Annotated in this window: 28 protein-coding genes; 12 read left to right on the top strand and 16 right to left on the bottom strand. The window is 62.4% G+C overall.

Annotated elements, in window-relative coordinates:
- Positions 1 to 161 precede the first annotated feature (161 nt).
- A complete protein-coding gene (locus B015_RS0110465; protein ID WP_018427642.1) occupies positions 162 to 560 on the bottom strand; it encodes an NADH:ubiquinone oxidoreductase subunit NDUFA12 in 399 nt (132 codons plus the stop codon).
- A gap of 156 nt (positions 561 to 716) precedes the next feature.
- On the opposite strand from B015_RS0110465, the gene B015_RS0110460 reads away from it, so the two are divergent.
- The 3 genes from B015_RS0110460 (at position 717) to panC (ending at position 3,075) form a co-directional block, all read left to right on the top strand.
- Entirely contained in the window at positions 717 to 1,199 is a 483-nt protein-coding gene (locus B015_RS0110460; RefSeq protein ID WP_018427641.1) for a hypothetical protein, read from the top strand.
- Positions 1,200 to 1,333: 134 nt separating this feature from the next.
- Positions 1,334 to 2,233, top strand: a complete 900-nt coding sequence (panB, locus tag B015_RS30730) for a 3-methyl-2-oxobutanoate hydroxymethyltransferase (RefSeq protein WP_040456663.1) — start codon at positions 1,334 to 1,336, stop codon at positions 2,231 to 2,233.
- On the top strand, positions 2,230 to 3,075 hold the full coding sequence (panC, locus tag B015_RS0110450) for a pantoate--beta-alanine ligase (protein ID WP_018427639.1): 846 nt from the start codon (positions 2,230 to 2,232) through the stop codon (positions 3,073 to 3,075). Before panB ends, panC begins: the two co-directional genes overlap by 4 nt.
- A gap of 33 nt (positions 3,076 to 3,108) precedes the next feature.
- On the opposite strand, the gene B015_RS0110445 is transcribed toward panC, so the two are convergent.
- The 5 genes from B015_RS0110445 to B015_RS0110425 form a co-directional block, all read right to left on the bottom strand.
- Entirely contained in the window at positions 3,109 to 3,582 is a 474-nt protein-coding gene (locus B015_RS0110445; RefSeq protein ID WP_018427638.1) for a GNAT family N-acetyltransferase, read from the bottom strand.
- A gap of 2 nt (positions 3,583 to 3,584) precedes the next feature.
- Positions 3,585 to 5,087 (bottom strand): Asp-tRNA(Asn)/Glu-tRNA(Gln) amidotransferase subunit GatB, encoded by a 1,503-nt coding sequence (gene gatB / locus B015_RS0110440; protein ID WP_018427637.1) that lies wholly within the window; start codon positions 5,085 to 5,087, stop codon positions 3,585 to 3,587.
- Positions 5,088 to 5,249: 162 nt separating this feature from the next.
- Complete coding sequence (locus B015_RS0110435) at positions 5,250 to 6,581, bottom strand: HAMP domain-containing sensor histidine kinase (protein ID WP_018427636.1); 1,332 nt, start codon at positions 6,579 to 6,581, stop codon at positions 5,250 to 5,252.
- A complete protein-coding gene (locus B015_RS0110430; protein ID WP_018427635.1) occupies positions 6,578 to 7,312 on the bottom strand; it encodes a response regulator transcription factor in 735 nt (244 codons plus the stop codon). Before B015_RS0110430 ends, B015_RS0110435 begins: the two co-directional genes overlap by 4 nt.
- Positions 7,313 to 7,395: 83 nt before the next feature.
- A complete protein-coding gene (locus tag B015_RS0110425; protein WP_018427634.1) occupies positions 7,396 to 8,247 on the bottom strand; it encodes a MipA/OmpV family protein in 852 nt (283 codons plus the stop codon).
- A gap of 401 nt (positions 8,248 to 8,648) precedes the next feature.
- Between B015_RS0110425 and B015_RS0110420 the strand changes: the two genes are divergently transcribed.
- Entirely contained in the window at positions 8,649 to 8,906 is a 258-nt protein-coding gene (locus B015_RS0110420; protein ID WP_018427633.1) for a YjhX family toxin, read from the top strand.
- 58 nt (positions 8,907 to 8,964) lie between these two features.
- Here the strand turns inward: B015_RS0110420 and B015_RS0110415 are convergent, their stop codons facing one another.
- Complete coding sequence (locus tag B015_RS0110415) at positions 8,965 to 9,396, bottom strand: CBS domain-containing protein (protein WP_018427632.1); 432 nt, start codon at positions 9,394 to 9,396, stop codon at positions 8,965 to 8,967.
- 99 nt (positions 9,397 to 9,495) lie between these two features.
- A complete protein-coding gene (locus B015_RS0110410; protein ID WP_018427631.1) occupies positions 9,496 to 10,224 on the bottom strand; it encodes a rhomboid family intramembrane serine protease in 729 nt (242 codons plus the stop codon).
- A 371-nt stretch (positions 10,225 to 10,595) separates the two neighbouring features.
- Between B015_RS0110410 and B015_RS0110405 the strand changes: the two genes are divergently transcribed.
- The 3 genes from B015_RS0110405 (at position 10,596) to B015_RS0110395 (ending at position 12,911) form a co-directional block, all read left to right on the top strand.
- Positions 10,596 to 11,234: a PAS domain-containing protein gene (locus B015_RS0110405; RefSeq protein ID WP_026227126.1), complete on the top strand. Its 639-nt coding sequence runs from the start codon at positions 10,596 to 10,598 to the stop codon at positions 11,232 to 11,234.
- Positions 11,235 to 11,349: 115 nt separating this feature from the next.
- Complete coding sequence (locus tag B015_RS0110400) at positions 11,350 to 11,967, top strand: PilZ domain-containing protein (protein WP_018427629.1); 618 nt, start codon at positions 11,350 to 11,352, stop codon at positions 11,965 to 11,967.
- Between the two features lie 338 nt (positions 11,968 to 12,305).
- Positions 12,306 to 12,911 (top strand): transglutaminase-like cysteine peptidase, encoded by a 606-nt coding sequence (locus tag B015_RS0110395; protein ID WP_018427628.1) that lies wholly within the window; start codon positions 12,306 to 12,308, stop codon positions 12,909 to 12,911.
- Positions 12,912 to 13,147: 236 nt separating this feature from the next.
- On the opposite strand, the gene B015_RS0110390 is transcribed toward B015_RS0110395, so the two are convergent.
- Complete coding sequence (locus B015_RS0110390) at positions 13,148 to 13,681, bottom strand: gamma carbonic anhydrase family protein (protein WP_018427627.1); 534 nt, start codon at positions 13,679 to 13,681, stop codon at positions 13,148 to 13,150.
- A gap of 272 nt (positions 13,682 to 13,953) precedes the next feature.
- Here B015_RS0110390 and B015_RS0110385 point away from each other — a divergent pair, with 272 nt between their 5' ends.
- Positions 13,954 to 14,703 (top strand): hypothetical protein, encoded by a 750-nt coding sequence (locus B015_RS0110385; protein WP_018427626.1) that lies wholly within the window; start codon positions 13,954 to 13,956, stop codon positions 14,701 to 14,703.
- 109 nt (positions 14,704 to 14,812) lie between these two features.
- On the opposite strand, the gene B015_RS0110380 is transcribed toward B015_RS0110385, so the two are convergent.
- Positions 14,813 to 15,016 (bottom strand): DUF3126 family protein, encoded by a 204-nt coding sequence (locus B015_RS0110380; protein WP_018427625.1) that lies wholly within the window; start codon positions 15,014 to 15,016, stop codon positions 14,813 to 14,815.
- Between the two features lie 128 nt (positions 15,017 to 15,144).
- Positions 15,145 to 15,993 (bottom strand): serine O-acetyltransferase, encoded by an 849-nt coding sequence (gene cysE, locus B015_RS0110375; protein ID WP_018427624.1) that lies wholly within the window; start codon positions 15,991 to 15,993, stop codon positions 15,145 to 15,147.
- Positions 15,994 to 16,155: 162 nt separating this feature from the next.
- Here cysE and B015_RS0110370 point away from each other — a divergent pair, with 162 nt between their 5' ends.
- A complete protein-coding gene (locus B015_RS0110370; protein WP_018427623.1) occupies positions 16,156 to 16,938 on the top strand; it encodes an enoyl-CoA hydratase-related protein in 783 nt (260 codons plus the stop codon).
- A gap of 24 nt (positions 16,939 to 16,962) precedes the next feature.
- The gene (locus B015_RS0110365) at positions 16,963 to 17,532 is read left to right on the top strand and encodes a hypothetical protein (RefSeq protein WP_245262145.1); all 570 of its coding nucleotides are present in this window, start codon (positions 16,963 to 16,965) and stop codon (positions 17,530 to 17,532) included.
- A 3-nt stretch (positions 17,533 to 17,535) separates the two neighbouring features.
- Here the strand turns inward: B015_RS0110365 and B015_RS0110360 are convergent, their stop codons facing one another.
- The 3 genes from B015_RS0110360 to B015_RS0110350 form a co-directional block, all read right to left on the bottom strand.
- On the bottom strand, positions 17,536 to 18,312 hold the full coding sequence (locus tag B015_RS0110360) for an alpha/beta hydrolase (RefSeq protein WP_018427621.1): 777 nt from the start codon (positions 18,310 to 18,312) through the stop codon (positions 17,536 to 17,538).
- A 16-nt stretch (positions 18,313 to 18,328) separates the two neighbouring features.
- Positions 18,329 to 18,850 (bottom strand): DUF192 domain-containing protein, encoded by a 522-nt coding sequence (locus tag B015_RS0110355; RefSeq protein WP_018427620.1) that lies wholly within the window; start codon positions 18,848 to 18,850, stop codon positions 18,329 to 18,331.
- Positions 18,851 to 18,955: 105 nt separating this feature from the next.
- Positions 18,956 to 19,528, bottom strand: a complete 573-nt coding sequence (locus B015_RS0110350) for a cold-shock protein (RefSeq protein WP_198292854.1) — start codon at positions 19,526 to 19,528, stop codon at positions 18,956 to 18,958.
- Between the two features lie 247 nt (positions 19,529 to 19,775).
- Here B015_RS0110350 and gloA point away from each other — a divergent pair, with 247 nt between their 5' ends.
- Positions 19,776 to 20,216, top strand: coding sequence for a lactoylglutathione lyase (gloA, locus tag B015_RS0110345; protein ID WP_018427618.1), 441 nt, complete (start codon positions 19,776 to 19,778; stop codon positions 20,214 to 20,216).
- A gap of 30 nt (positions 20,217 to 20,246) precedes the next feature.
- Here gloA and B015_RS0110340 read toward each other — a convergent pair whose 3' ends face one another.
- The gene (locus tag B015_RS0110340; protein ID WP_018427617.1) at positions 20,247 to 20,786 is read right to left on the bottom strand and encodes a DUF1697 domain-containing protein; all 540 of its coding nucleotides are present in this window, start codon (positions 20,784 to 20,786) and stop codon (positions 20,247 to 20,249) included.
- Entirely contained in the window at positions 20,783 to 22,039 is a 1,257-nt protein-coding gene (ilvA, locus tag B015_RS0110335; protein ID WP_018427616.1) for a threonine ammonia-lyase IlvA, read from the bottom strand. Before ilvA ends, B015_RS0110340 begins: the two co-directional genes overlap by 4 nt.
- Positions 22,040 to 22,282: 243 nt before the next feature.
- On the opposite strand from ilvA, the gene B015_RS0110330 reads away from it, so the two are divergent.
- Positions 22,283 to 23,740, top strand: a complete 1,458-nt coding sequence (locus B015_RS0110330; protein ID WP_018427615.1) for a TrkH family potassium uptake protein — start codon at positions 22,283 to 22,285, stop codon at positions 23,738 to 23,740.
- The last annotated feature ends 57 nt before the right edge of the window (positions 23,741 to 23,797 follow it).

The raw sequence follows: 23,797 nt of genomic DNA, 5'->3' as shown, positions 1-23,797 counted from the left end.
ACGAAGCCCGGCCAAGAAATGTCATACAGTCGTTACCGCAGTTGCGTCCCAGGGGTGTCCACCCGTGATTCCCATCCGGCCAAAGCTAGTCGCCCCGTGCCGATGGGCAAAGCAGTTAGACGCCAATTGTGGCGACAAATGTCCGCGCCGACGATCTCTGTTCAGGAGCCGGGCGTCCAAGCGTCGTAGTCGCCGGTGACCTGCGGGCGATGTTCGTTGCCGAGCACCGAGCCCTTGGGGCGGTAGGCGGCAGCCGTACCGGTCAGGTTGGGCTGGTGCGGCTTCTGCCAGTCGCGCGGAATATAGTTGTCCTGCGTGGGAGCCACGTCGACGCGATGATGCATCCAGCCGTGCCAGCCGGGCGGAATCAACGAGGCTTCGGAATAGCCCTTGTAGATAACCCAGCGGCGCGTGCGGCCTTCCGAGTCCTTGCCGCCCTCGTAGTAGGTGTTGCCGAACTCATCCTGGCCAACCTTGGTGCCTTTGCGCCAGGTGTGGAAGCGCGTGCCAAGGGTCTGGCCGTTCCACCAGGTGAAAAACTGGACAAGGAAATTCTTCATCGGGTCCTCGCGACAGGCGCGTCGAATGTTTCCTGCTTATGGCGTCAGGCCGAGGCGAACGCAAGCATTTAGACGCCCGTTCATGGCCGCTGCGACGATTGGCAGGCGGCGTTTCACAACCTAGTGTTCGCCGTGAGCCCCGCCGGGAGTGCCGCCATGTCGTTCATGCAGATTCTCGAAATGCTGAGCATGCTGGTGACCATCATCGGCCTGCCGCTCGCCATCTTCATCTTCGTCTACGAACAGCGCAAAGCGCGCATCAACGAAGAGGAAGAGATCTACCAGATGCTGGCGGACGGCTACACAAACTTCCTGACGCTGTCGCTCGATCAATCCGACCTCTACCTGCAGTCGCATGCAGCGACGAAAGGGCTGACCGACGAGCAGCGTGACCGGCTGCTCGCCATGTTCGCCATCCTCGTTGCCCTGTTCGAGCGGGCCTATCTCGTCGCCTATGAGCCGAACATGCCCGAGCGCCGCAAGCGCCGCTGGGCATCATGGGAGGATTTCATCCGCGAGTGGTGCCGACGCGAGGATTTCCGCGCCGCCCTGCCCCAACTGCTCCCCGGCGAAGACCCTGAATTCGCCGTCTATATCGGTCGGATCGCCACCGAGGAGGCAGCGCGAGCGTCGTCCTGATGGACGATGTCATCTCGCAACTGCTCACGTTTTGATCTCGCACTTGCAAAATCATTAGCCGGTCCGTAATGGATTCCGGCCCGCTTGGGCTCTCGGACTGGCTTAGGCCGGAACCGGTCGAGGGAGGAAAAGACATGGCTTCCGACGCGCCAGCGGCTGCAGGCCGCATCACGCCCGCCGAGCTTATGGCCCGCAAGGGCGGGCAGCCCATCGTCTGCCTCACCGCCTATACCTATCCGATAGCCCGCCTGCTCGACCCGCATGTCGACCTGCTGCTCGTCGGCGACAGCGTCGCGATGGTCCTGCATGGCCATGCAAACACGCTAGGCGCGACGATGGACATGATGATCGCTCATGGCCAGGCAGTGATGCGGGGCGCGAGCCGCGCCTGCATCGTCGTCGACATGCCCGCCGGCTCCTATGAAGATTCGGTAGAGACTGCGGTCGCTTCGGCCAGGCGCATTGTGCAAGAAACGGGCTGCGACGCCATCAAGCTCGAAGGTGGCGTGGCGATGGCGCCGCAGATCGCAGCCATCGTCGCCGCCGGCATCCCGGTCATGGGCCATATCGGGCTGTTGCCGCAGTCGGTGGAGAAGGAAGGCGGCTACAAGATCAAGGGCCGCTCAGAGGCAAATGCCGAGGCGCTCTATGTCGACGCCAAGGCAGTCGAAGCCGCAGGCGCCTTCTCGACCGTCATCGAAGGCACGATCGAGCCTGTCGCAGCCGAGATCACGCGGCGCATCGCCATTCCCACCATCGGCATCGGCGCGAGTGCTGCCTGCGACGGTCAGGTTCTCGTCACAGACGACGCCATCGGGCTGACCGTCGACCGCGTGCCCAAATTCGTCAAGGAATACGCCCATCTGCGCGACATCGTCGCCGCGGCCGCGGCCGCCTATGCCAGCGACGTGCGCAGCCGCACCTTCCCTGCCCCCGAGCATCTTTTTGCCCCCAACGCACCGGCCCTAAAACCGCAAACGGTTTTAGGAAAGCACGATGCGCAAATTGATAAGACACCCAAGGACAAGCCATGACCGCAGTCGTCGACACCGTCTCCGCCCTGCGCGCCCAGGTGGCGGCGTGGAAGGCCGAGGGGCTCAGGGTCGCACTCGTGCCGACCATGGGCGCGCTGCATGACGGTCATGTTTCGCTGATGCGCGCAGCGTTGGACCGCGCCGACCGGTGCATCGTGTCGATCTTTGTCAATCCGCGCCAGTTCGCGCCGACCGAGGATCTGGACAAGTATCCCCGTCAGCTGGAGCAGGACCTTGCCCGCCTCACTGAGGCCGGCGTCCACCTCGCCTTCACGCCTGACGTCAACGAGGTCTATCCCGAGGGATTCGCCACCTCGATCTCCGTCGGGGGCCCGTCGTCCGGCCTCGAAACCGATTTTCGTCCGTCCTTCTTCGACGGGGTGGCAACCGTGGTTGCCAAGCTTTTCATCCAGACGGCACCCGATCTCGCCGTTTTCGGCGAAAAGGATTACCAGCAGCTCTGCGTGGTGAAGAAGCTCTGCCTCGACCTCAACCTGCCGGTCGAGATTCTGGGGTCGCCGACGATCCGCGACGCCGAAGGCCTCGCCATGTCGTCGCGCAATGCCTATCTCAGCCCCGCCGAACTCGAGATCGCGCGCAAGCTCAACAAGGTGCTGCGCAAGGCAGCTTCCGCACTTCGGGGCGGTGCCGACGAGACCGCAGCGATGGCCGCCGCACGCCAGGAAATCATCGGTGCCGGGTTCGACAGCGTCGACTACGTCGCAGCACGCCAGAGCGACACGCTTGCACCCTGGCGGCACGAACTGGAAGGCCGCGTGCTGGTCGCAGCGCGTCTCGGCAAGACGCGCCTGATCGACAACGTCGAGGTGGCGGCGGGTTAAGCCCGCCACACTCCCCACGGGGAACGGCAAGCCCTAGCCCAGCTCTTTTTCGAACAGTGCCGCCGACAACTCCGGACGCGCCGGATCTTCGGTCCTGCCCGTCTGCCTGAAACCGTTGGCGAGGTAGAAGGCGATGGCCTGGCCGTTCGCCTCCTCCGCCTCCAGCCGCAACTTATGCGCTTCGGGAAAACACTGCTCGATTTCCTCGAGCAGCATGCGCCCGATGCCGGCGCGCTGGTTGCCTGGGCGCACATAGAGCTGGCGCAGCATCACGACCTTGGGGTCGTCGGTTGACGCGGCGAAAGCCATCCCGGCAATCGCCTTGCCGTCGTCGGCCACCAGGAACTCGGAGTTCGGCAAAGTCAGCCGCGCCTTGAGAGAGGCAACCGAATGCCATTCGGCCGTGATCTCTTTGACGCGCTCGACGCCATAGGTCGCATGCCATGTCTCGGCGAGCAGCACCTTGATCGCTTCAAGGTCGCGCTCGCTCGCCGTGCGCACGAACATCCTTATTCCTCGATACCGAGCTTGGCCTTGACCAGGTCGTTGACCGCCTGCGGGTTGGCCTTGCCGCCCGTCATCTTCATCACCTGACCGACAAACCAGCCGGCCATCGTCGGCTTGGCACGCGCCTGCTCGGCCTTGTCGGGGTTGGCGGCGATCACGTCATCTACGGCCTTCTCGATGGCGCCGGTGTCGGTGACCTGCTTCATGCCGCGGCTTTCGACCAGTTCGCGCGGGTCGCCGCCCTCGTTCCAGACGATCTCAAACAGGTCCTTCGCGATCTTGCCGGAAATCGTACCTTCCTTGATCAGGTCGATGATCGCCCCGAGCTGATCCGGCGACACAGGGGCGTTCTCGATGTCCTTGCCGGCCTTGTTCAGCGCGCCGAGCAGGTCGTTGATGACCCAGTTCGCGGCTGCCTTGCCGTCGCGGCCGCTCGCCACCTTCTCGAAATAGTCGGCTATCGACTTTTCCGACACCAGGATCGACGCGTCGTAGACCGACAGGCCGAGGCCGTCGACCAGCCGCGCCTTCTTGTCGTCAGGCAGTTCCGGCAGGTCCTTGGCGAGCGCGTCGACATAGGCCTGGTCGAACTCAAGCGGCAAAAGGTCCGGATCGGGGAAGTAACGATAATCATGCGCTTCTTCCTTCGAGCGCATCGCGCGCGTCTCGCCTTTGTTCGGGTCGAACAGGCGCGTCTCCTGGTCGATCTGGCCGCCGTCTTCGAGAATGGCGATCTGGCGGCGCGCCTCGTATTCGATGGCCTGGCCGACAAAGCGGATCGAATTGACGTTCTTGATCTCGCAACGCGTGCCAAACGGCTCGCCCGGGCGACGCACCGACACGTTGACGTCGGCGCGCATCGAGCCCTCGTCCATGTTGCCGTCGCAGGTGCCGAGATAACGCACGATGGTGCGCAGCTTGGTGACATAGGCCTTGGCCTCGTCCGACGAACGCATGTCGGGCTTGGAGACGATCTCCATCAGGGCCACGCCCGAGCGATTGAGGTCGACATAGGACATTGTCGGGTGCTGGTCGTGGATCGACTTGCCGGCGTCCTGTTCGAGATGCAGGCGCTCAATGCCGATCTCGATGTCCTCGAACTCGCCTTTGCGGTCGGGACCGACCGAAATGACAATCTTGCCCTCGCCGACGATCGGCTGCTTGAACTGCGAAATCTGATAGCCCTGCGGCAGATCCGGATAGAAGTAATTCTTCCGGTCGAACACCGACTTGTGGTTGATCTGCGCCTTGAGGCCGAGGCCGGTGCGGATCGCCTGCTTGACGCACTCTTCGTTGATGACGGGCAGCATGCCGGGCATCGCCGCATCGACGAGGCTGACATTCGCATTGGGTTCGGCACCGAAGGTGGTCGAAGCCCCCGAGAACAGCTTGGCCTCAGACGTCACCTGGGCATGGACCTCAAGGCCGATGATGACTTCCCAGTCACCGGTGGCACCGGGAATGAGACGCTTGGCGTCGGGCGTGCGGGTATCGATGAGGGTCATGGGCGGCCTGCGTCATTGGATCGAGAAGATGCGGATCAACTAGGTGCGAAACGCATATCTTAGTGTCGGCCTTCGCTAGTGCAAACAGCCTGACGAGGCAAGGGTTTGCCTCCGTCGCCGACATCTTGGCCCGCGTTTCGGGCCTTTCTTCGGGGAAAATATCTAGGCCGCAGCGAGACGCCTGGGCAGGTCGACCTTTACCACGAGCCCGGTGGGCCTGTTGTCATCGAGCTCGATCCTGCCGCCATGGCCGTGCACGATATCAGCGACGATCGACAGTCCGAGACCAAAACCGCGCCCGGCGTTGGGCCCGCGCGACGCATCCATCTTGTAGAAGGGTTCGAAGACACGGGCGCGCACGGTTTCGGGAATGCCCGGCCCATTGTCGCTGACTTCGATGAAGGCCGCTTCGTCTGTTGCCGTCAGCGCGACCTCGACATTGGGCGCGAATTTGACACCGTTGTCGCAGAGATTGGCGATGGCGCGCGCCAGCGCGTTCGGCTTGCACAGGCCGGGCAGCCGGTCGGGGCCCGTGTAGGAGACCGAGAACCCGACATCAGAGAACTCGGCGCAAACCGTCTGGAGCACGCTGGCAATGTCGGCCCGCTGCAGCTCCTCAGTCGACACGTCGTTGCGCAAATAGGTCAGCGTCTCGTCGATCAGCCTTTCGATATGGCCGATGTCGGACAGCATGGCGGTCCGCAAGATGCTGTCGTCCAGTCGCTCGGCGCGCAGGCGCAGGCGTGTCAAAGGCGTCCGGAGGTCGTGACTGACACTGCGCAGCATGCGCGTACGGTTGTCGATCATGGCGCGAATGCGCGCCCGCATCGTGTTGAGCGCACGCGCCAAACCGACGATCTCGATCGAACCGCGCTCGACGAAAAGCTCGCCGCCATTGTCAACCTCGGCGGATGCAACGGCTGCAGCGATTCTGTTCAGCGGATCGGTCACAGCCCAGACCGCAAACAGCGAGAACAGGACAAACAACACCACCAGCGCCAGCACGTAATAGGATGCAGGACTGACGAATTGCGACGTCAGCACGGTGTCGGGCGCGCCGAACAAGGCTGCCGCCGTGTTGGCGTCCAGATCGAACACAAGGGCCGGCTGGTCATCGATTGTCAGCCAGCGTCCGCCAAGCGGCGGCGCCCTATCAGGGGGGAACAGCGCATTGATGATCCGCCCCAGCGTCGTGCGCTGCTGCGGCGACGACGCGTCGTCGATCTGTTGCCTGTCGAATACCTGGAAATCCAGCCCGGCCTTGTTTGCTGCGGTCAAAATGGCACCCCGCATCTCGGGCGGCGCGTGCCGCAGCATGCCTGCGACCACGCCGGCACGCTCTGCGACGATCTCCATATCGGGCACGTAGTCGGAATTGGTGATCTTCTCGAACACCGAGCCGATGACGATGACCACCAGCATGGCAACGAGCACGATCGCCATCAACTGCCCACGCAGCGATCGCGGCACCACGCGGCCGAGAAGGCCGCTCATGCCTCTTCCACCGTGGCGGTGAAAAGATACCCGCCCAGACGCACGGTCTTGAGCAGAACCGGGTCGCGCGCATCCGCTTCGATCTTCTGGCGCAACCGGCTGACATGGACGTCGATGCTGCGCTCGATGGGCCCGGCGAGCCCGGCATGGGTCACACCAAGCAGCTGCTCGCGCGACAGCACACGGCCGGCATTGCGGCAGAAGGCCAGCAGCAGGTCGAATTCATGCGTCGTCGTCGCCACTCGGGCATTGCTGGGATCGTGCAATTGCCGGCGGATCAGATCGATCTGCCAGCCATTGAAACGCAGGACTTTTGACCGCGCACGCTCCTGGGACGGATATGCCGTACGCCGCAGCAAGGCGCGTATGCGCGCTGTCAGCTCGCGCGCGCTGAACGGCTTCGTTACATAGTCATCAGCGCCGATCTCCAGCCCGACCACCCGGTCGGTCTCCTCGCCAAGCGCTGTCAGCATCAGGATCGGGACCGTCGTTTCCAGGCGAAGCCGCTTGCAGATGCTGAGGCCGTCCTCGCCGGGCAGCATGACATCGAGCACGATGAGATCGAACTTACCGTTGCGCAGCAAGGTGTCCATCTCGGCGCCACTTTCAGCGACCGCGACGGTCATGCCGTTCTCGGCCAACGTTTCGCTCAGCATCCTGGCGATCTCGAAATCGTCCTCGACGATCAGAATGCGCGAGCCGTTAGCCGCGCGGGCGGCATCGCCAGCCAAGCTCACACTGTTTGTTTGCTCAGCAACATCAAGACTGGACCCAGGATTGGACATTGCGATCCCGCAGCGAGGTTGTTCTTACGTCAGAATTTGTAGCCGACCAGAAGCATTGCCGATGGCTGGATATTTTCAACCACTATCGGACTGTCGGCAGCATCGCCAAGAAGAACTCCCACCTGGGCTTCACCCCGGACGATCCAGTTGCGATTGATACTATAGGTTGCTGAAACCGAGAAATCGGCGCGCTTGAGCCCGGCGCCGGCGTCATAGCGGGCAAGGCCGGAGCGCGCGGCCTGCTCGGTGCTGACGCCGAAATAGGCCTGCATGTGATTCTCGTCGGCAAATACGGCCGAAGCAGACGCCCCCAGGAACAACTGCTCGGAGATCGGCTGCGTGGCCTCCACGCCCACCCGCCCGACAAGCCCTTCGCTGCCGCCGATCGTCTTGTCGACGATTGCGAACAGTTCGACCGGCCCAAGCTCGAAAGCTGCCTTGGCGCCGACGGTTGCGCCGAAGTCGACATCGCCCATGCCCTTGAGGCGGTCGGAATCATCTTCCTGCCGACCGAGTTCGTATCCCAGGCGCGCGCTGAAGCTGAAGGCGTCGCGCTCGAAAACGGTCATCGATGCGCCGGTCGGGTCGATGGTCAGCACGTCGAAGAAGGTCGCCGAGACAAAAGGAACCGGCGCGACCTTGAATTCGTCGGAGCCCTCATATTCAGGCTCGATCATCGCCCCACCGCCAACGACAACCTGCCATTCGCCCAGTTTTTCGCCGATGCGCCCGAAACGGCTCGGGTTGGGCGAGGTCGACAGGTCGCCGTCGGATGCCACACTGTCGGCAGCAAAGGCGCTCGCCGACCCAAGAAATCCGATTGCCATGGCTGCCAGCAACGCCCTGACGGCATCGGCTGCAATTCCTGCTTTTGCGAACATGCGCACTCCAAGGTCTGAAGATATGGCCGAAGCCCGGGAATGTGGGCGCCACCCTGCCTGCGGGGCCTCGAACCCAGCGCGACCAGTCATCCCAGTTCGGAACGCATGCCTGTATGAAGTAATGTTAAGTTTTGTTGCGGCCGATCGGGCCATGACACCAGGATCGCCATCCAGCTCCGGAGTGGATCGCTCCGACGGACTGGCAATCTGTCCGTTTCGCCGCTATATGACTGCCATCCCTATGGAGTGTGGATGTTCTACTCGTCTGAGTCCTGCTGAGGCCCCAGCCTTCTCCTGAAGGCGGGGCATGAAAACCCGAAACCCCGTGCCGTGAGCAATCGCGGCTGCGGCTTTTTGTTTTGGCTGTCATTTCAGCCAGGTTTTCCAGGACTTATTCCAAAATGGACATATCGCGCATTGAGCAGCGCATCCTGCATCTGCTCGCCCAAGGCGGGCGCATCGAAATCGAAAAAGACGACAACAACAGGATCGAGGACGTGATCTGCCTCACCCGCGAGGGCTGGCGCTATCCAGGCTTCGATCTCGAGCTGTTCCGGAAGCTGAAGCGAAAGAAGGCAGTCGCCTCTTCGCAAGGCGGGCCATACCGCATCACCAGGGTAGGCCTGAAACTGGTTCGCCCGGAACTCGACAACAGGTAGCCGCCCAAACCACAGCGCCGTGCATCCAGACGGATGCGCGGCGCTGCATGGCCTGGCGTCAGGCGGTGGCGATGTAGGCCTTGATCTCCTCGGCCTCGCGCTCGACGTCCTCGATGCGCTGCTTGACCACGTCGCCGATCGAGACGATGCCGTAGAGATAGCCGTCGCGCTCGACGGGCAGATGGCGGAACCGGCCATTGGTCATGATCTCCATGACCTGGTTCACGGTGTGGCTTTCGTTGCAGATCTTGACCTTGGGGGTCATCACGTCACGCACGCTCTTGTCGAGCGCCGCAGCCCCTTCCTTGCCGATCACGCGCACCACGTCGCGCTCGGAGAGGATGCCGACGATCTTGCGGTCGCCGTTGGTCACGACAAGCGCACCGATGCGATGTTCGGCAAGCGTGCGCACAGCTTCCGACAGCTGCACGTTCGGCCCGATGGTAAATACGTCGTGGCCCTTCTTGTCCAGAATTGCCTTCACAGTCATCAGGTCCTCCTTCTGCCGTCGGTCTGCAATGCGCTTCCGTGGCCTTGTCGGCCACCTGCATGGTGCGCTGCATCAGGTCGCATTTCAAGTGCGCTGAAGTCAGGCCCAGGCAGGCTTGCGATCGAAAAGACGGATGCCGAAGAAGCCGGCCAGGAAGCCGCCAATATGGGCTTCCCAGGCGATCTGGTTGTCGACGCCGGGTGCGAATCCGAACAGGCCGGTGGCCAGATTGATGATCATCCAGACCCCGAGGAACGTCATGGCCGAGCGCGAACGGAGCACCTCGCCGATGGGCAGCGGCATGCCGGCGAAAGCAGGCCTGCCACGCGATCGGTCGATCCGGAAACTGAAGCGCGCAGCCGCCCCCATCATGCCCGAGATCGCGCCCGAAGCGCCGACCAGCGGCGCATTGTCTGTCGAGTGCAGCACATAGTGCAGCGCCACCGCAGCCAGCGACGTCACCGCGAAGAAGATAGCAAAGCGGGCGACGCCGAGCCTGTTGGCCAAAGGCGAGCCGAAGGCCGCCAGCCACACCATGTTGACGATCAAATGCGTGAAGCCACCATGCAAGAAGGCGTAGGTGAACGGGCTGGTGAAGGCAGAGATGTCGATGGTGTACTGGCCCGAATAGCGGATGGGGATAAAGGCCGCATGTATCAGCAGCCAGACATTCTGGTCCGGCGTCAGCACATAAGCCTGGAGCAGCTGAATGCCGACGCATATGGCGATGATGGCAATGACGATGCCGGGCAGGTTGAAGATCGGCTCGCGACGCTCGGGCACCATGTCAGGCGTGTCATCGTCGTGCTGGCGTACTGGTTCGCTCATGCGATCTGGTCCGGTTCTCGGCTGATGTGTTTCAGCCATCTAAGCCACCGGCCGCAAAAGCGCAAAAAAGAAAGCCGTCCAGGGTTTCCCCTGAACGGCCGGTCGAGCTCCCCTTGCCCGCCCCCAAAACTCTTGACTGAAGTGCTGCAGGCCACCGCTGGGCGGCCACTTCAAGAAGGTGAGTTCAACTTGCCACGCACCACCGACGACGGCAACGTATACCACTTGTTAACCTTAACGATCCCCACCCGTTAACAACTGTTACCGCGACTGGCACGGGTCCTGCTCCGCGTCTCATGTAGACCTCAAGATTGAAGCGATTCTGTCCAGCGATGGCACATCCCGAACAGAAGCGCTCGGAGCGGAGCAATATGAAACAGCAAGGATCGCTGGCACTGTTCCAGTACTGGAACCGCCTTCGCGATGGCAGGCCTGCGCCCAAGCGCGCCGAAGTCGAGCCTGCCGACATCAAGAGCTTGCTCGCCGACACCTTCATCCTCGAGCGGGATGCCCGCGGCGAAGCAGTATTCCGCCTCGCCGGCACGCGCCTGTGCGCCACCTTCGGACGCGAACTCAAGGGCTTCTCCTTCCCGTCGCTCTGGCGGCAAAAGGACCAGCGCCTGATCGCGCGGCTTGCCTATGGCGTATTCCAGCAGAAGTCGGTCGTTGTCGTCAATTTCGAAGGCTTCACGGCCAGCCTGCGCGCGACGAGCTTTGAAATGCTGCTGCTGCCGCTCGACGGCGGCGTCGAAAACCCGCGCTGCCTGGGCGTGCTGTCGAGCGTCGACCGGCCCTTCTGGCTCGGCTCCGACCCACTTGCCGATGTCTCCATCGAGAGCGTGCGGGTGGTCGATCCGGACCTGGAGCCGATGTTCCTGCGCAACCGGCCAGCCGTCACCGTACCGTCACTGGCGCCCAGCGACGCTGCCGTCCAGGGTGGGCCCAATCCGCTCGACGGAGCACGGCGCATCAGGCACCTCTTTGTGCTCGAAGGCGGCCGCGAGGAATAGCCTGAACAGGCTCTGCCAACGCAATCTTTAGGCGTTTTGTTAACCTGTTCGACGCTATTTTCTTCCGACAACTCCCTACGAGGGTCGCGGGAGTTCAAGGCGGTGTGAGGATAGCATGAGGCCAACGGCGATCGATTTCGCGCCGTCACGGGCAGAACGCCGGACGTTCCAGCGTGTCCGTGTGAAGATTTACGGCCGTTTCATGCTCGAGGATCGCACCGAGCATGCCGGCCAGGTCGTCGACATGTCCCCCGGCAACGTCGCGTTCCGCTCGGAGCGCTCCGGCAGGCCCGGCGAGAAGGTCATCGCCTATATCGATCATATCGGCCGCGTCGAAGGCGTCGTCACGCGCACGCTGCCCGATGGCTTCGCCATGACTGTCATCGCGTCCGAGCGCAAAAAGGACAAGCTGGCAGCCCAACTGACCTGGCTCGCCAACAAGCACGAACTCGACCTGCCGGAAGATCGCCGCCACGAACGCGTTGCGCCGCGCAACCCGATCAGCGCGCTGCAACTCACCGATGGCCGCCAGTATCCGTGCCGTATCATCGACCTGTCGCTGTCGGGTGCTGCCATCGAAATCGAGGTCAAGCCGGCGATCGGCGTTCAGGTCATGCTGGGCACCATGCGCGGCCAGATCGTTCGCCACTTCGAAGACGGCGTAGCCATTGAATTCGCCGTCATTCAGCGCCCAGAGACGCTCGACAGCGAATTCAACCGCGCGCGCACCTGAACCGATAATCCCCTGCGACAAGCAAAGCCGGCGTCGCTTGCGTCGGCTTTCTTCATTTGCGCATCGTTCCATGCGCGCCGATCCAGCGCTCCGAACTGCTTCAGCACCACCATCGCAGCCCAGTCCCACTTCGGCACAGCCGTCCCGACACGATACAGTCGGAACTGGCAAGCCGTGCCAATTCGATAAAAATCTAATCAAATTTGTTGCAAGTTTTATTCTTATTCTATTCTTATGATCGACAAATACCGCGTTGTTTTTACTCAACATCTACTTCGTCGTTTTGCGTGAAATAAATCCGAGCCTGTCATTGTCTCCTCAAACGGGGAGACTACAAAATGAACAAGCGTCTGGCACTGCCGCTCTTTCTGGCCGTGACGTTTCTGGCGGGCGCCGTGGGCAGCGCCATCGCCGGCCCTTCCTTCATGCAGACCAACGGCCGCACCACGCAGCCGGTAGGCCATTATGAGCTGTGCAAGCGTTCGCCGATCGAATGCAACCAGAAGACCGCCAATTCCGCGCCGGTCGAACTGACCCGCTCGCTGTGGAGCGAGATCGTCGCCATCAACACCGACGTCAACACCGCGGTCACGCCGCGCACCGACATGGAAATGTGGGGTGTCGAGGAATACTGGTCCTACCCGACCAATGGCGCAGGCGATTGCGAGGACTACGTCCTGGAAAAGCGCCGCCGGCTGATGGAGCTGGGCGTGCCGGCCGGCAATCTTCTGGTCACCGTCGTCCGCCAGCCGAATGGCGAAGGCCACGCGGTGCTCACCGTTCGCACCACGCTCGGCGAGTTCATCCTCGACAATCTCGATACTCGCGTCATGGCCTGGGACAAGACGCCCTACACTTACCTCAAGCGCCAGTCTGAGAAGAACTCCGGCGTGTGGATCGCGATCAACGACGGCCGCGCCGACGCGGTGGCCTCGGTCCGCTAAGGCGGGCCAGGGAATACCCGGTCGAGTCCCCACCCTCCCCGTCCCCAACGACCGGGTCTAGGAGCCGGCCCCAAGTCCCCGGGCCGGCTCCGCCTTTTTCAGGCGGAGCCTGGCGAAGCTCACTTGAGGAATTCGACAAGACGGAAACTGCGAACCACATATCGCCGCCGGCTCATGTTACCGGCCATTTGGGTAATCGCTTTGCTTATTGGCGGCTTTGCTGTTGGCTGTTTGACCTAGTCTTCGACTTTCACCAACCCCGCTCTGAAACGCCCCTGGTTCTGGACATAGTCCTCGGCCGATTTACGCAAGCGTTCGGCGGCAGCTTCGTCCAGCGTGCGGATGACCTTGGCGGGCGAGCCAACAATCAGGGAATTGTCGGGAAATTTCTTGCCTTCCGTCACAAGCGCGCCGGCGCCGACGAGACAGTTCTTGCCGATCTTCGCACCATTAAGCACGATGGCGCCCATGCCGATCAGGCTGTTGTCGCCTATCGTGCAACCGTGCAGGACAGCGCGATGGCCGATGGTGCAACCCTTGCCCACGGTCAGCGGGAAACCCGGATCGGTGTGCATGACGGTGTGTTCCTGCACATTGGAGCGCGCGCCGATGGTGATGGTCTCGCGATCACCGCGAATGGCAGCACCGAACCAGATGCCGACGTCGCGTCCGATCCGGACATCGCCGACCACCGATGCGTCGGGAGCGACCCACGAGGTGTCGCGGTCCTCGAACTCGGGGACAACGCCGTCGAGTGCGTAAAGCGGCATGGCGAACTCCTTGCAGATACGGCCCAGATGGTGGCGCGCAACCTATGAAGCGACAGCACTCAAGGCAAGCGCGCCCGACCGCTTAACGCGACATTAACCACGCCGGCGCAAGGTCAATACGATATCGGGTCTGCAAATGCGGATGCGCGCAGCTCGATTGAGAGCGTCGACCTGCCGAAAGCGGCCAACGGGATGCTCCAAACCAGCGAATCTGCGTACCGTACCCTCTGGAATCGATGTGATTCTTTGGCCGGTGCGCCAGGAGACGACAGATGAAACAGCAGGCGACCGACGGCGCTGATTTCGAGATCGTCAATTCCGCGCTGGTGATGAAGGTCTTCTACGCCCTCGCCGCCCTTGCCGTGCTTTCCGTCGGCATCAGCGCTGCCGGCCGCTGGTTCGGCCACAGCATCGCCATGGCCGGTTACACCGACGATGCCAGCTCGCGCGAAGTTGTCATCGGCAACGACGTCATCGCTGCGCCTGCCAACATGATCCGCTTCGAAAAAGCCCGCCGCGATGGCGTTGCAGATCGCCTGGACCTTTATCTGCGCTGGCCGGAAATGGACGGCTACAGCGAAGCCGCGCGATCAGCCTTCAACAACACCGATGGGCAAAAGCGCATCGTCTTCCTGAGCCTCGAGCCGCGCATGATGACCCGCGATATGAGCGGGCGGCTGCAGCCGATCTACAGCGCCCTGACGGTCAAGCCGGGCGTCCCCGGTCCTGATGGCATGACGCTCTACGGCTTCAAGGAAAATTCAGGTTATCTGAACGAGGTTTTGGCGGTGGCTGCCCGCGCCGACCAGCCTGAGTTCGTCGCGCGCTGCCTGAGCGGCACGGAAGCCGAGGAGACGCTTGCGCCCTGCGAACGCGACGTCTTTGTCGGCAAGGATCTCAGCCTCACCTACAGGTTCCCGCGCGAATTGTTGGGAGAGTGGCGTGCGCTTGACCAGGCGGTCGTCGCCAAGGCCAGCTCGATGTTGCACCTGGAGCACCCTGCTTCAGAACGTACGAACTGAGCGCTTGAACTTACGCATCGCCTCTTTGTCGAAAATCGCTTTCGATCTGCCGGGCTGATGCGGGAGATGACGCCGCGCATTGCTGCGCAGCGCCACGAAGGGCAAATGATCAGCCCAGATCGACGTCGAGGATCGCCATCGAGAAATTGTAGTCGCCGTCGTCTTCATCCTTGAAAACGATGCCGAGGAATTCGTCGCCGATATAGACCTCAGCCGAGTCGTCCTTGCGCGGACGGGCCTTGACCATGAGGTTAGGGTTCTGGAACTGGCGCTTGAAATAAGCGTCGAGCTTTCGGATTTCTTCCGGCTTCAACTGGCTTCTCCGGCTTGTCGTTTGAGAGAGGCGCTTCTGACACGCCCGGCATGGCAATGTAAAGGCAAGCCGCCGGTTACGCCGCGCAATTCACGCATTCCCGTGAGCGCGGCGCAAGCCCGCAGGCCTCAGATGTCGAAAGTGATGACCTGGTCCATGCTCTGCGAGGGCAGTAGTTGGTCCATCTGGCTCGACGGCCGGTCGCAGCCAGTCTCGCCGACAACCCTGGCCGGCACGCCTGCAACCGTCTTGTTGTGTGGAACCGGCGACAGCACGACAGAACCCGCCGCGATCTTGGCGCAATGGCCGATCTCGATGTTGCCGAGGATCTTGGCGCCCGCCCCGATCAGCACGCCATAACGAACCTTGGGGTGGCGGTCGCCACCGCTCTTGCCGGTGCCGCCAAGGGTCACGCCATGCAGGATCGACACATCGTCCTCGATGACAGCCGTCTCGCCGACAACCAGCCCGGTGGCATGGTCGATGAAGATGCCCTTGCCCATGCGCGCCGCTGGATTGATGTCGGTCTGAAACACCGACGACGACCGGCTCTGCAGGTAGAGCGCAAAGTCCTTGCGGCCGCGATTCCACAGCCAGTGCGCCAGCCTGTGCGTCTGGATGGCATGGAAACCCTTGAAGTAAAGCACGGGCATCAGATAGCGGTCGCAGGCCGGGTCGCGATCGTAATAGGCCTGGATGTCGGTGCGCATGGCATCGCTCCAGTCCGGCCGGTCCTCAAGCATGGCATAGAAAGTCTGGCGCAAAAGGTCGGCGCCGAGATCCTGGTGCGCCAGTCGCTCGGCCAGGCGATGGATCACCGCCTCCTCGAGCGTGTCCTGGTTGATGATGGTCGCATAGAGAAACGCCGAGAGCAGCGGGTCGCGCGCGACGGCATCGGCCGCCTCGTCGCGCACCGACTTCCAGATCGGGTCGACCGGCTTCAGCGTCCCGTGACGCGCAGCTGATATGGAATTCATCGACGGTCTCCGTTCACAGTCGGCTTGTGCATTCCCGCGCCGGACATATAAGCCAGATAGTAGCACGATTGAACTCAATTTTCCTTAGGGGACATTCAGGTCGCCAGATCGTTTCGTTCGTGCGGGTTCAGATGGATTAGGTTCACGGATAATCAAGACGCCATGGAAACCGAACCGCTGCAGGTGACATCCGACGACGGCGTCGCCACCATCGTCATCAACCGGCCCGCGCGCAAGAACGCCATCACCCAGGCAATGTGGGTCGAACTCGCGGCGATCGTCGGCCGGCTTTCGAGTGATAGCGCCACGCGCGTCATCGTGCTGCGCGGCAAGGGCAACGATTTTTCCGCCGGGGCCGACATCTCGGAATTCGACACGCTGCGCGGCACCGCCGAAAGCGCGCGCGCGTACGAAGCCACCAATTCGGCCGCCTTTGCAGCCCTGCGCAATTGCGCCATCCCGGTGATCGCAGCGATCCGCGGCATCTGCTTCGGCGGCGGCTTTGGCCTTGCCGCCGCATGCGACCTCAGGATCGCGACACCGGAGGCGCAGTTCTCCGTGCCTGCGGCTCGCCTCGGCCTAGCCTACCCGCACGATGCGATGGGCGACATCGTCTCGGCCGCCGGGCCGCAGATGGCCAGATATCTCACCTATACCGCCGGCCGGATCGACGCGCAGGCAGCGCTCAGCGCCGGTTTCCTCGTCGAAATCGTCGCAGCAGAAGAGTTTGACGGCCGCATTGCCGACATCGCTCGCGCCATCGCGCGCAACGCGCCCTTGTCCATCAAGGCGTCCAAGGCTGCGATCCGCGCCGCGCTGAGCCATGATCCCAACGAGGCGACCCTTGCCCAGTCGCTCGGCGACGCCACATTCCTCAGCGAAGACTATGCCGAGGGTCGCGCTGCCTTCCACGGCAAGCGCGCACCTCGCTTCAGGGGACGCTGAGCGATGTCGCTGGTTGATTCCGCAATGAAAACCGAGTTGACCGAACTCTATCAGGCGCCCGACCGCCATTATCACGGTATGAGGCATATCGAGGCGCTGCTCGGCCTGCTTGCGACGCACAGGTCTGCCTTCGCCGATCCCGAAGCGGTCGAAGCCGCCATCTGGTTTCACGACGCCATCTATGACAGCCGCCGCAAGGACAATGAGACAGCAAGCGCAGCGCTTGTCGCCGCGAGGCTGCGAGGGAGAGCCGAAGATGGGCGGCTCGCCCGCATCGTCGCGATGATCGAGGCAACCGCCACCCACCAGGTGCCCGAGTTCGAAAACAAGGCGGCACGGCAGGATGCAGCGCTGTTCCTCGACATGGATCTGTCGATCCTCGGCGCACCGGTAGAGGTCTTCGACGCCTATGAAGCTGCCGTCAGGCGCGAATATGGCTGGGTCAGCGAAGCTGACTGGCGCGCCGGCCGCGCCGCCGTGCTCGGAAACTTCCTCGCCCGGCAACACATCTTCTACAGCGATATTTTCGCCGCGCTCTTCGAGGCCCAGGCACGGACCAACATGGAGAGGTCGCTCAAGGCGCTGGGAGCCTGACCTTCAGAGCGGATGCTCGCCATAGAATTCCAGCACGCGCTTCTTGAAGGTGCGGTCGCCGACGGCGAGCATGTGGTCGCGGCCTTCGATGTCGAAGCTGACCGCATTGGGCATCAGCGAGGCAAGCTCGGACGCCGAACCACCGATGTCGTCGGTAGTGCCCACCGCCACCAGCGTCGGCTGGGTAATGCGCGACATGTCGTCTTCGGTCAGAAGCTCGCGCGACGTGGTGATGCAGGCGGCCAGCGCCCGCTTGTCGCTGCGCGTCTGGTCGGCGAAAGCGCGGAACGATTTTCCGCGAGGGTGGGTGATGGTTCCCGGATCTTCCGCCAGCAACGCCGACGCAATCGGATCCCAGTCGCCGACCCCATCGACCATGCCGATGCCGAGCCCGCCGAATACCAGCGTCGCCACGCGCTCGGGGGCTGCCAGCGCCAAAAAAGCAGAGACACGCGCGCCCATCGAGTAGCCCATGACATGGGCGCGTTCGATGCCGAGATGGTCGAGCAGCGCCACCGCATCGCTGGCCATTTTCGAGGGCGTGTAATCAGCCTCGTCATAACTCTTGGACGTGAGGCCGTGACCGCGATTGTCGAAGGCGACGCCGCGATAGCCGGCCTCCGTCAGCGTCTTGAACCAGCCCGGCGACACCCAGTTGACGAAATGGCTTGACGCAAAGCCGTGGATCATCAGCACCGGATCGCCTCGTCCCGGACCTGCCGGCGGCTGGTCGAGAAACGCCAGGTTGAAACCGTCGTGGGAAAAATGATCGACTGCCATGTCCTGCTCCGACCCGTCAGGGCTTGTCGGCCGGCGCTTCCTGGATCGCGGGGTGCCGCATCTGGTCGCCAACCTTGATGCCGCTCTTCTCTGCCGTTCCGGCCTTCAGTTCAAGCACGAAGCGCACTGGCTCGGCAGGCGCGATCACAGCTTCGGAAAACGGTACGCCCGGCAGGATGTCCCGCACCTTGCCATCGGTGCCGATGAACAGCAGGTCGAGCGGCAGCGGCGTGTTCTTCATCCAGAAACCGACCGGCTGGGTCTGCTCGAAGACGAACAGCATGCCCTCGTCATTGGGCAGGTCCTTGCGATACATCAGGCCCATGGCCCTCTGGTCGGGCTCGTCGGCGATCTCGATGCGAAACTCGACCTCGCCCTTGCTGGTCGTCACCAGCAGCGGATCAGGATCGACCGGCAGCTTCATCGGCCTTTCCTGGGCAAGGCCGGTGGTCGTCATCGACGCCGAAACGGCCAGTCCCGCCACCGCCACCATCGCCGCGATGGCCAGTCCAGCCAAAAACGATCTGATCCTGCTCATAAAATCCCCTGCCATGGTTGCGCCATCGCGCTGGCGTCGTCCTTCGACGCGTGCGTCATTTTGGCCACGCCAACAATGCCGCAACACCTGGAACGGCGCGAGGAATCAGTGCGAGACCGGCAAGGTTCCCAAATCGGGGTGAATTTCGGCAGCCATAAGGCCTTTGTCGCCATTGCCGAAGCGCACGAGCACAACCTGCCCAGGGCGAAGCTCGGTAACGCCGAAACGACGCAGGGTTTCCATGTGGACGAAGATGTCCTCGGTGCCCTCGCCGCGCGTCAGGAATCCGAAACCCTTGGTGCGGTTGAACCACTTCACCAGTGCGCGCTCAAGGCCGCTTTCGGCGGTCACGGTCACATGGGTGCGCTGTTCCTGCATTTCGGCGGGATGGACCGCCGTCGAGGTATCCATCGACAGCACACGGAAAGCCTGGAGCCCGCGATCGCCCTGCTTGACCAAGCAGACCACGCGGGAGCCTTCAAGTGCGGTCTGGAAACCGTCGCGGCGCAGGCAGGTCACGTGCAGCAGCACGTCGCCAGTCTTGCCACCGTCGGGGAGAATGAAGCCGTAGCCCTTGGCCACGTCGAACCATTTGATGGCGCCGGAAATCTCGATGAGGCCGACATCGTCGGCACCGTCCTCATGCGTGAAAGCTTCGTGTCCGATGCTCTCTTGCATCAAGAGAGAGGCCTTTTCCCCCATCAGAACGCCCCCTTTTCCTTGCAAACGCCACTACTGATTCTTGACGTAAGATTAACACTTGCACTTTGGACCAGTGCAAGAGCCGGGCCGCCATTTTTCATCTTGGTCCCGAGATAGACACAAGCTTCGCACCAGTTCCGCACAAAAGTCGTTGTTGTGGTTGCCGAGCGCCGCAGGCTCGCCCTATGTATCGGCCCGAACCCCAAAAGCTGAGGAAAGCGAGATGCGCTATCTGCACACCATGGTCCGCGTCAAAGACGTCGACGCCTCTCTGGACTTCTACTGCAACAAGTTCGGCCTGAAGGAGATCCGACGCTCGACCAACGAGAAGGGGCGCTACACGCTGATCTTCCTCGCCGCCTCGGAAGACGTGGGCGCAGGCAGCGAGCGCGAGACACCGCTTCTCGAACTCACCTACAACTGGGATACGGAAGATTATCAGGGCGGCCGCAACTTCGGCCACCTCGCCTATGAGGTCGACGACATCTACGCCACCTGCCAGGATCTGCTGGACAAGGGCGTCGTCATCAACCGCCCGCCCCGCGATGGCAACATGGCCTTCATCAAGTCGCCCGACGGCATCTCCATCGAACTGCTGCAGAAGGGCGAACGCAAGGCTCCGGCCGAACCGTGGCTGTCGATGCCGAATACCGGCAGCTGGTAAGGAATCTACGCAAGACCTGCCGGGGCGGCCTCAGGCTTTCCCGGCCATCTCGTGCAAGGTCAGCACGGTGCGCCAATTGCGTGCCGTGCCCGGCACCTTGAGCACCCGCGGCAGCACCTCCGCGAACTTGGATTTGCCCAGACCATCGGGCGCATGCAGGTAAAGAACGTCGTCCCTGATCACGAAACTCTCAGGGCCGGTGCAGCGCTCGGTCAGCGGCGCCACTTCTTCCGGTGTCGGCGCACGCTCCAGCGCGTAGGCATGCAGCTTGGTGTGATCGCCTGCAGCCTCGGGATAAGGGTTTTCCGCCACCAGCCGTTCGAACCAGGCGGCATCGCGCACCATGATGCGCGAACGAAATCCCCAGCGCTCCTCGAATGCCCTTTCCACCTTGCCAGTCAGTGTAGCAGTGTCGCCCTCACCGGTCGTGAACACGACATTGCCGCTCTGGATGTAGGTCGCCACACCGGAGAAGCCTAGCTCCTCGAAGAATAACCTCAGCTCCGCCATCTTCACGATGCGGTTGCTGCCGACATTGATGCCGGAAAACAGCGCGACGAAGACCGTCATATGATGAACCCGCCCAGCGTCTCGTTGTCGGTGATGTCGTGATAGGCGACGCCCTCGATATCGAAGCGGGCCTTGAGCAGGTCGAAATTGCGCTTGTCCTTGGTCTCGACGCCGATCAGCACCGAGCCGAAGTTGCGGGCCGACTTCTTGAGATATTCGAAGCGCGTGATGTCGTCGTCGGGGCCCAGCAGTTCGAGGAAGTCGCGCAGCGCGCCCGGGCGCTGGGGGAAGCGGATGACGAAATACTTCTTCACGCCCTCGAAGCGCAGCGCCCGCTCCTTGACGTCGGGCAGGCGCTCGAAGTCGAAATTGCCGCCCGATACGACTGCCACGACCGTCTTGCCCTTCAGCTCCTTGCGGGAAAAATCCTTGAGCACGTCGATGGCGAGCGCGCCGGCCGGCTCCAGCACCACGCCTTCGACATTGAGCATCTCGATCATGGTGGCGCAGAGACGGTTCTCAGGCACCAGATGGACGCTGTCGGCCGGAAAATCCTTGAGGTGGCGCAGCGGCTCGCGGCCGATCTCGGCGACGGCGGCGCCATCGACGAAGTTGTCGACCTTGGCCAGTTTCACCCGCTTGCCGGTGGCGAGGCTTTCCTTGAGGCTCGGCGCGCCGGCGGGCTCGCAGAACACAAAGCGGGGAGCCGTACCAACCTCGCTGAGATAGTGGGTCACGCCGGCCGCGAGACCGCCGCCGCCGATGGGCAGCAGCACGATGTCGGGCGTCTTGCCGCCGGGCATCTGGGCGGCGATCTCCAGCGCCACGGTCGCTTGCCCCTCGATGATGTCCTTGTGGTCGAAGGGTGGCACCATATGGCCGCCCGAATGGTCGGCGAATTCAAGCGCGGCGCGATAGCACTCGTCGAAGAAGTCGCCGATCAGCCTGATCTCGACGAACTCGCCGCCGAACATTTTTGTCTTGTCGATTTTCTGCTGCGGGGTGGTGACGGGCATGTAGACCACGCCCTTCTTGCCGAAATGGCGGCAGACGAAGGCAAAACCCTGGGCGTGGTTGCCGGCCGAGGCACAGACGAACAGCTCGGCCTGGCGGCCGGCGGACAAAGCCTTGCGGAAGAAATTGAGCGCGCCGCGGATCTTGTAGGAACGGACAGGCGTCAGGTCCTCGCGCTTGAGAAACACCTTGGCGCCGGTCTTGCGCGACAGATAGTCGTTCAGCTGCAAAGGCGTCTCGGGAAACAGCTGGCGCACTGCCTCGGCCGCCACCGAAACCTTTTCGGCAAAACTGGTCATGACGAGGCTACTCCTGGATTTCCTGGGCAAACGATCATGCCATCTAGCGCATGAGCGGCCGATGTTAAACGATACCGGCGCAAGGATGTGTCAGGAATCAATATGTTGAAGCGCGTCGGTCGGGCTGGCGCTGCTGCTTGCCACACCCGGTGGCTATTGCATATTCGGCGTCGGGAAGCCACTGTCCGGCTCCCGCCGCATGGTCCGAACCGGCTCGCCGCGATCAACTGGGGATACGTCACGGTGAACAGAATTGCCGTCCGCGCCGCGATCCATGTCGCAGCGGTCTTTGCCATCTACCTTTCCGTCGCCATGCTGCTTCCGGCTGCCGTGGACCTCTATTATGGCAACGACGACTGGCGCTCTTTCGCCTTCACCGCCTTGTTCATGGGCGGGCTGTCGCTCGGCATCGCGCTCGCCACCCAGGGCCGCAAGCCGCCGGCAAATACGCGCTTCGGCTTCCTGCTGGTCAATTTCCTGTGGCTGACCATGGCCATTGCCGGCGCCATTCCGTTCATGACGTCGTCGCTGCAACTCAGCGTTACCGATGCCTTCTTCGAGGCGGTGTCGGGCATCACCACCACCGGCTCGACAGTTATCAACGGCCTCGACGATGCGCCTCCCGGGCTGTTGCTGTGGCGCTCGCTGCTCAATTTTATGGGTGGCCTTGGCGTCATCGCGCTTGGCCTTTTCATCCTGCCTTTCCTCAATGTCGGCGGCGTCTCCTACTTCAAGATCGAATCCTCCGATATCGAGGACCGGCCTTTCGAGCGCTTCCACACCTTCACGCTCAGCCTGATCGGCATCTACACGGCGCTGATGGTCACCTGCGCCTTCGCCTATGCGGCGGCAGGCATGGAAAGCTTCGACGCCATCAACCATGCCATGTCGACGCTGGCCACCGGCGGCCTGTCGACCAGCGACACCTCGTTCATGAACTACAGCGACCGCCCCGCCATCCTGTGGGTCGGCACCATCTTCATGTTCATCGGCAGCCTGCCCTTCTCGATCATGATCTTGTTTGCCGTGCGCGGTCGGCTCGACGCGCTGCGCGACCCGCAGATCAAGGTCTTTGCCGGCTACTGCATCGTCTTCGCAGTCTCCGTCGCCATCTATCTCAGCCTGCAGACAGGCATGCCGTTCCTGCTTGCGCTTACCCATTCGGCCTTCAACTTCATGTCGATCATCTCGACGACCGGTTTTGCCAGCGACGACTACACGCTGTGGGGGCCGTTCGCGATCGCCTGCATCTTCGTCGCCACCTTCATGGGCGGTTGCTCGGGCTCGACCACTGGCGGCATCAAAGCCTATCGCTTCCTGATCCTGTTCGAGCTGCTCGCCAACGGCTTGAGGCGTCTGATCTATCCGAATTCGGTGATGCCGGTGCGCTACGGCGACCGCGTCGTCGATCCCGACATGCAGCGCGCCGTCGTGCTGTTCATCGCCTCGTTCTTCGTGCTTTGGGCCATCGGCACCATCCTGATGGCGGCAACCGGCCTCGAGCTCGTCACCTCGATGACCGGCGTGCTCAGCTCGCTGACCAATGTAGGCCCCGGCCTCGGCCCGATCATCGGCCCGGTCGGCAACTACTCGTCGCTACCGGATGCCGCCAAGTGGATCTGCTCGGCGGCGATGCTTCTCGGCCGCCTCGAAATCCTTGCTGTCCTGGTGATCTTCACGCCAACTTTCTGGGGTCGGTAACTTCGTGAACTCAGCCGGCGAAGTACCTGTTTCCGCCACCATTTTGGCATTTGAGCC

The organism is Hoeflea sp. 108 (assembly GCF_000372965.1).
Taxonomy (GTDB): Bacteria; Pseudomonadota; Alphaproteobacteria; order Rhizobiales; family Rhizobiaceae; genus Aminobacter.
This window is presented reverse-complemented; position numbering and strand designations above follow the sequence as displayed.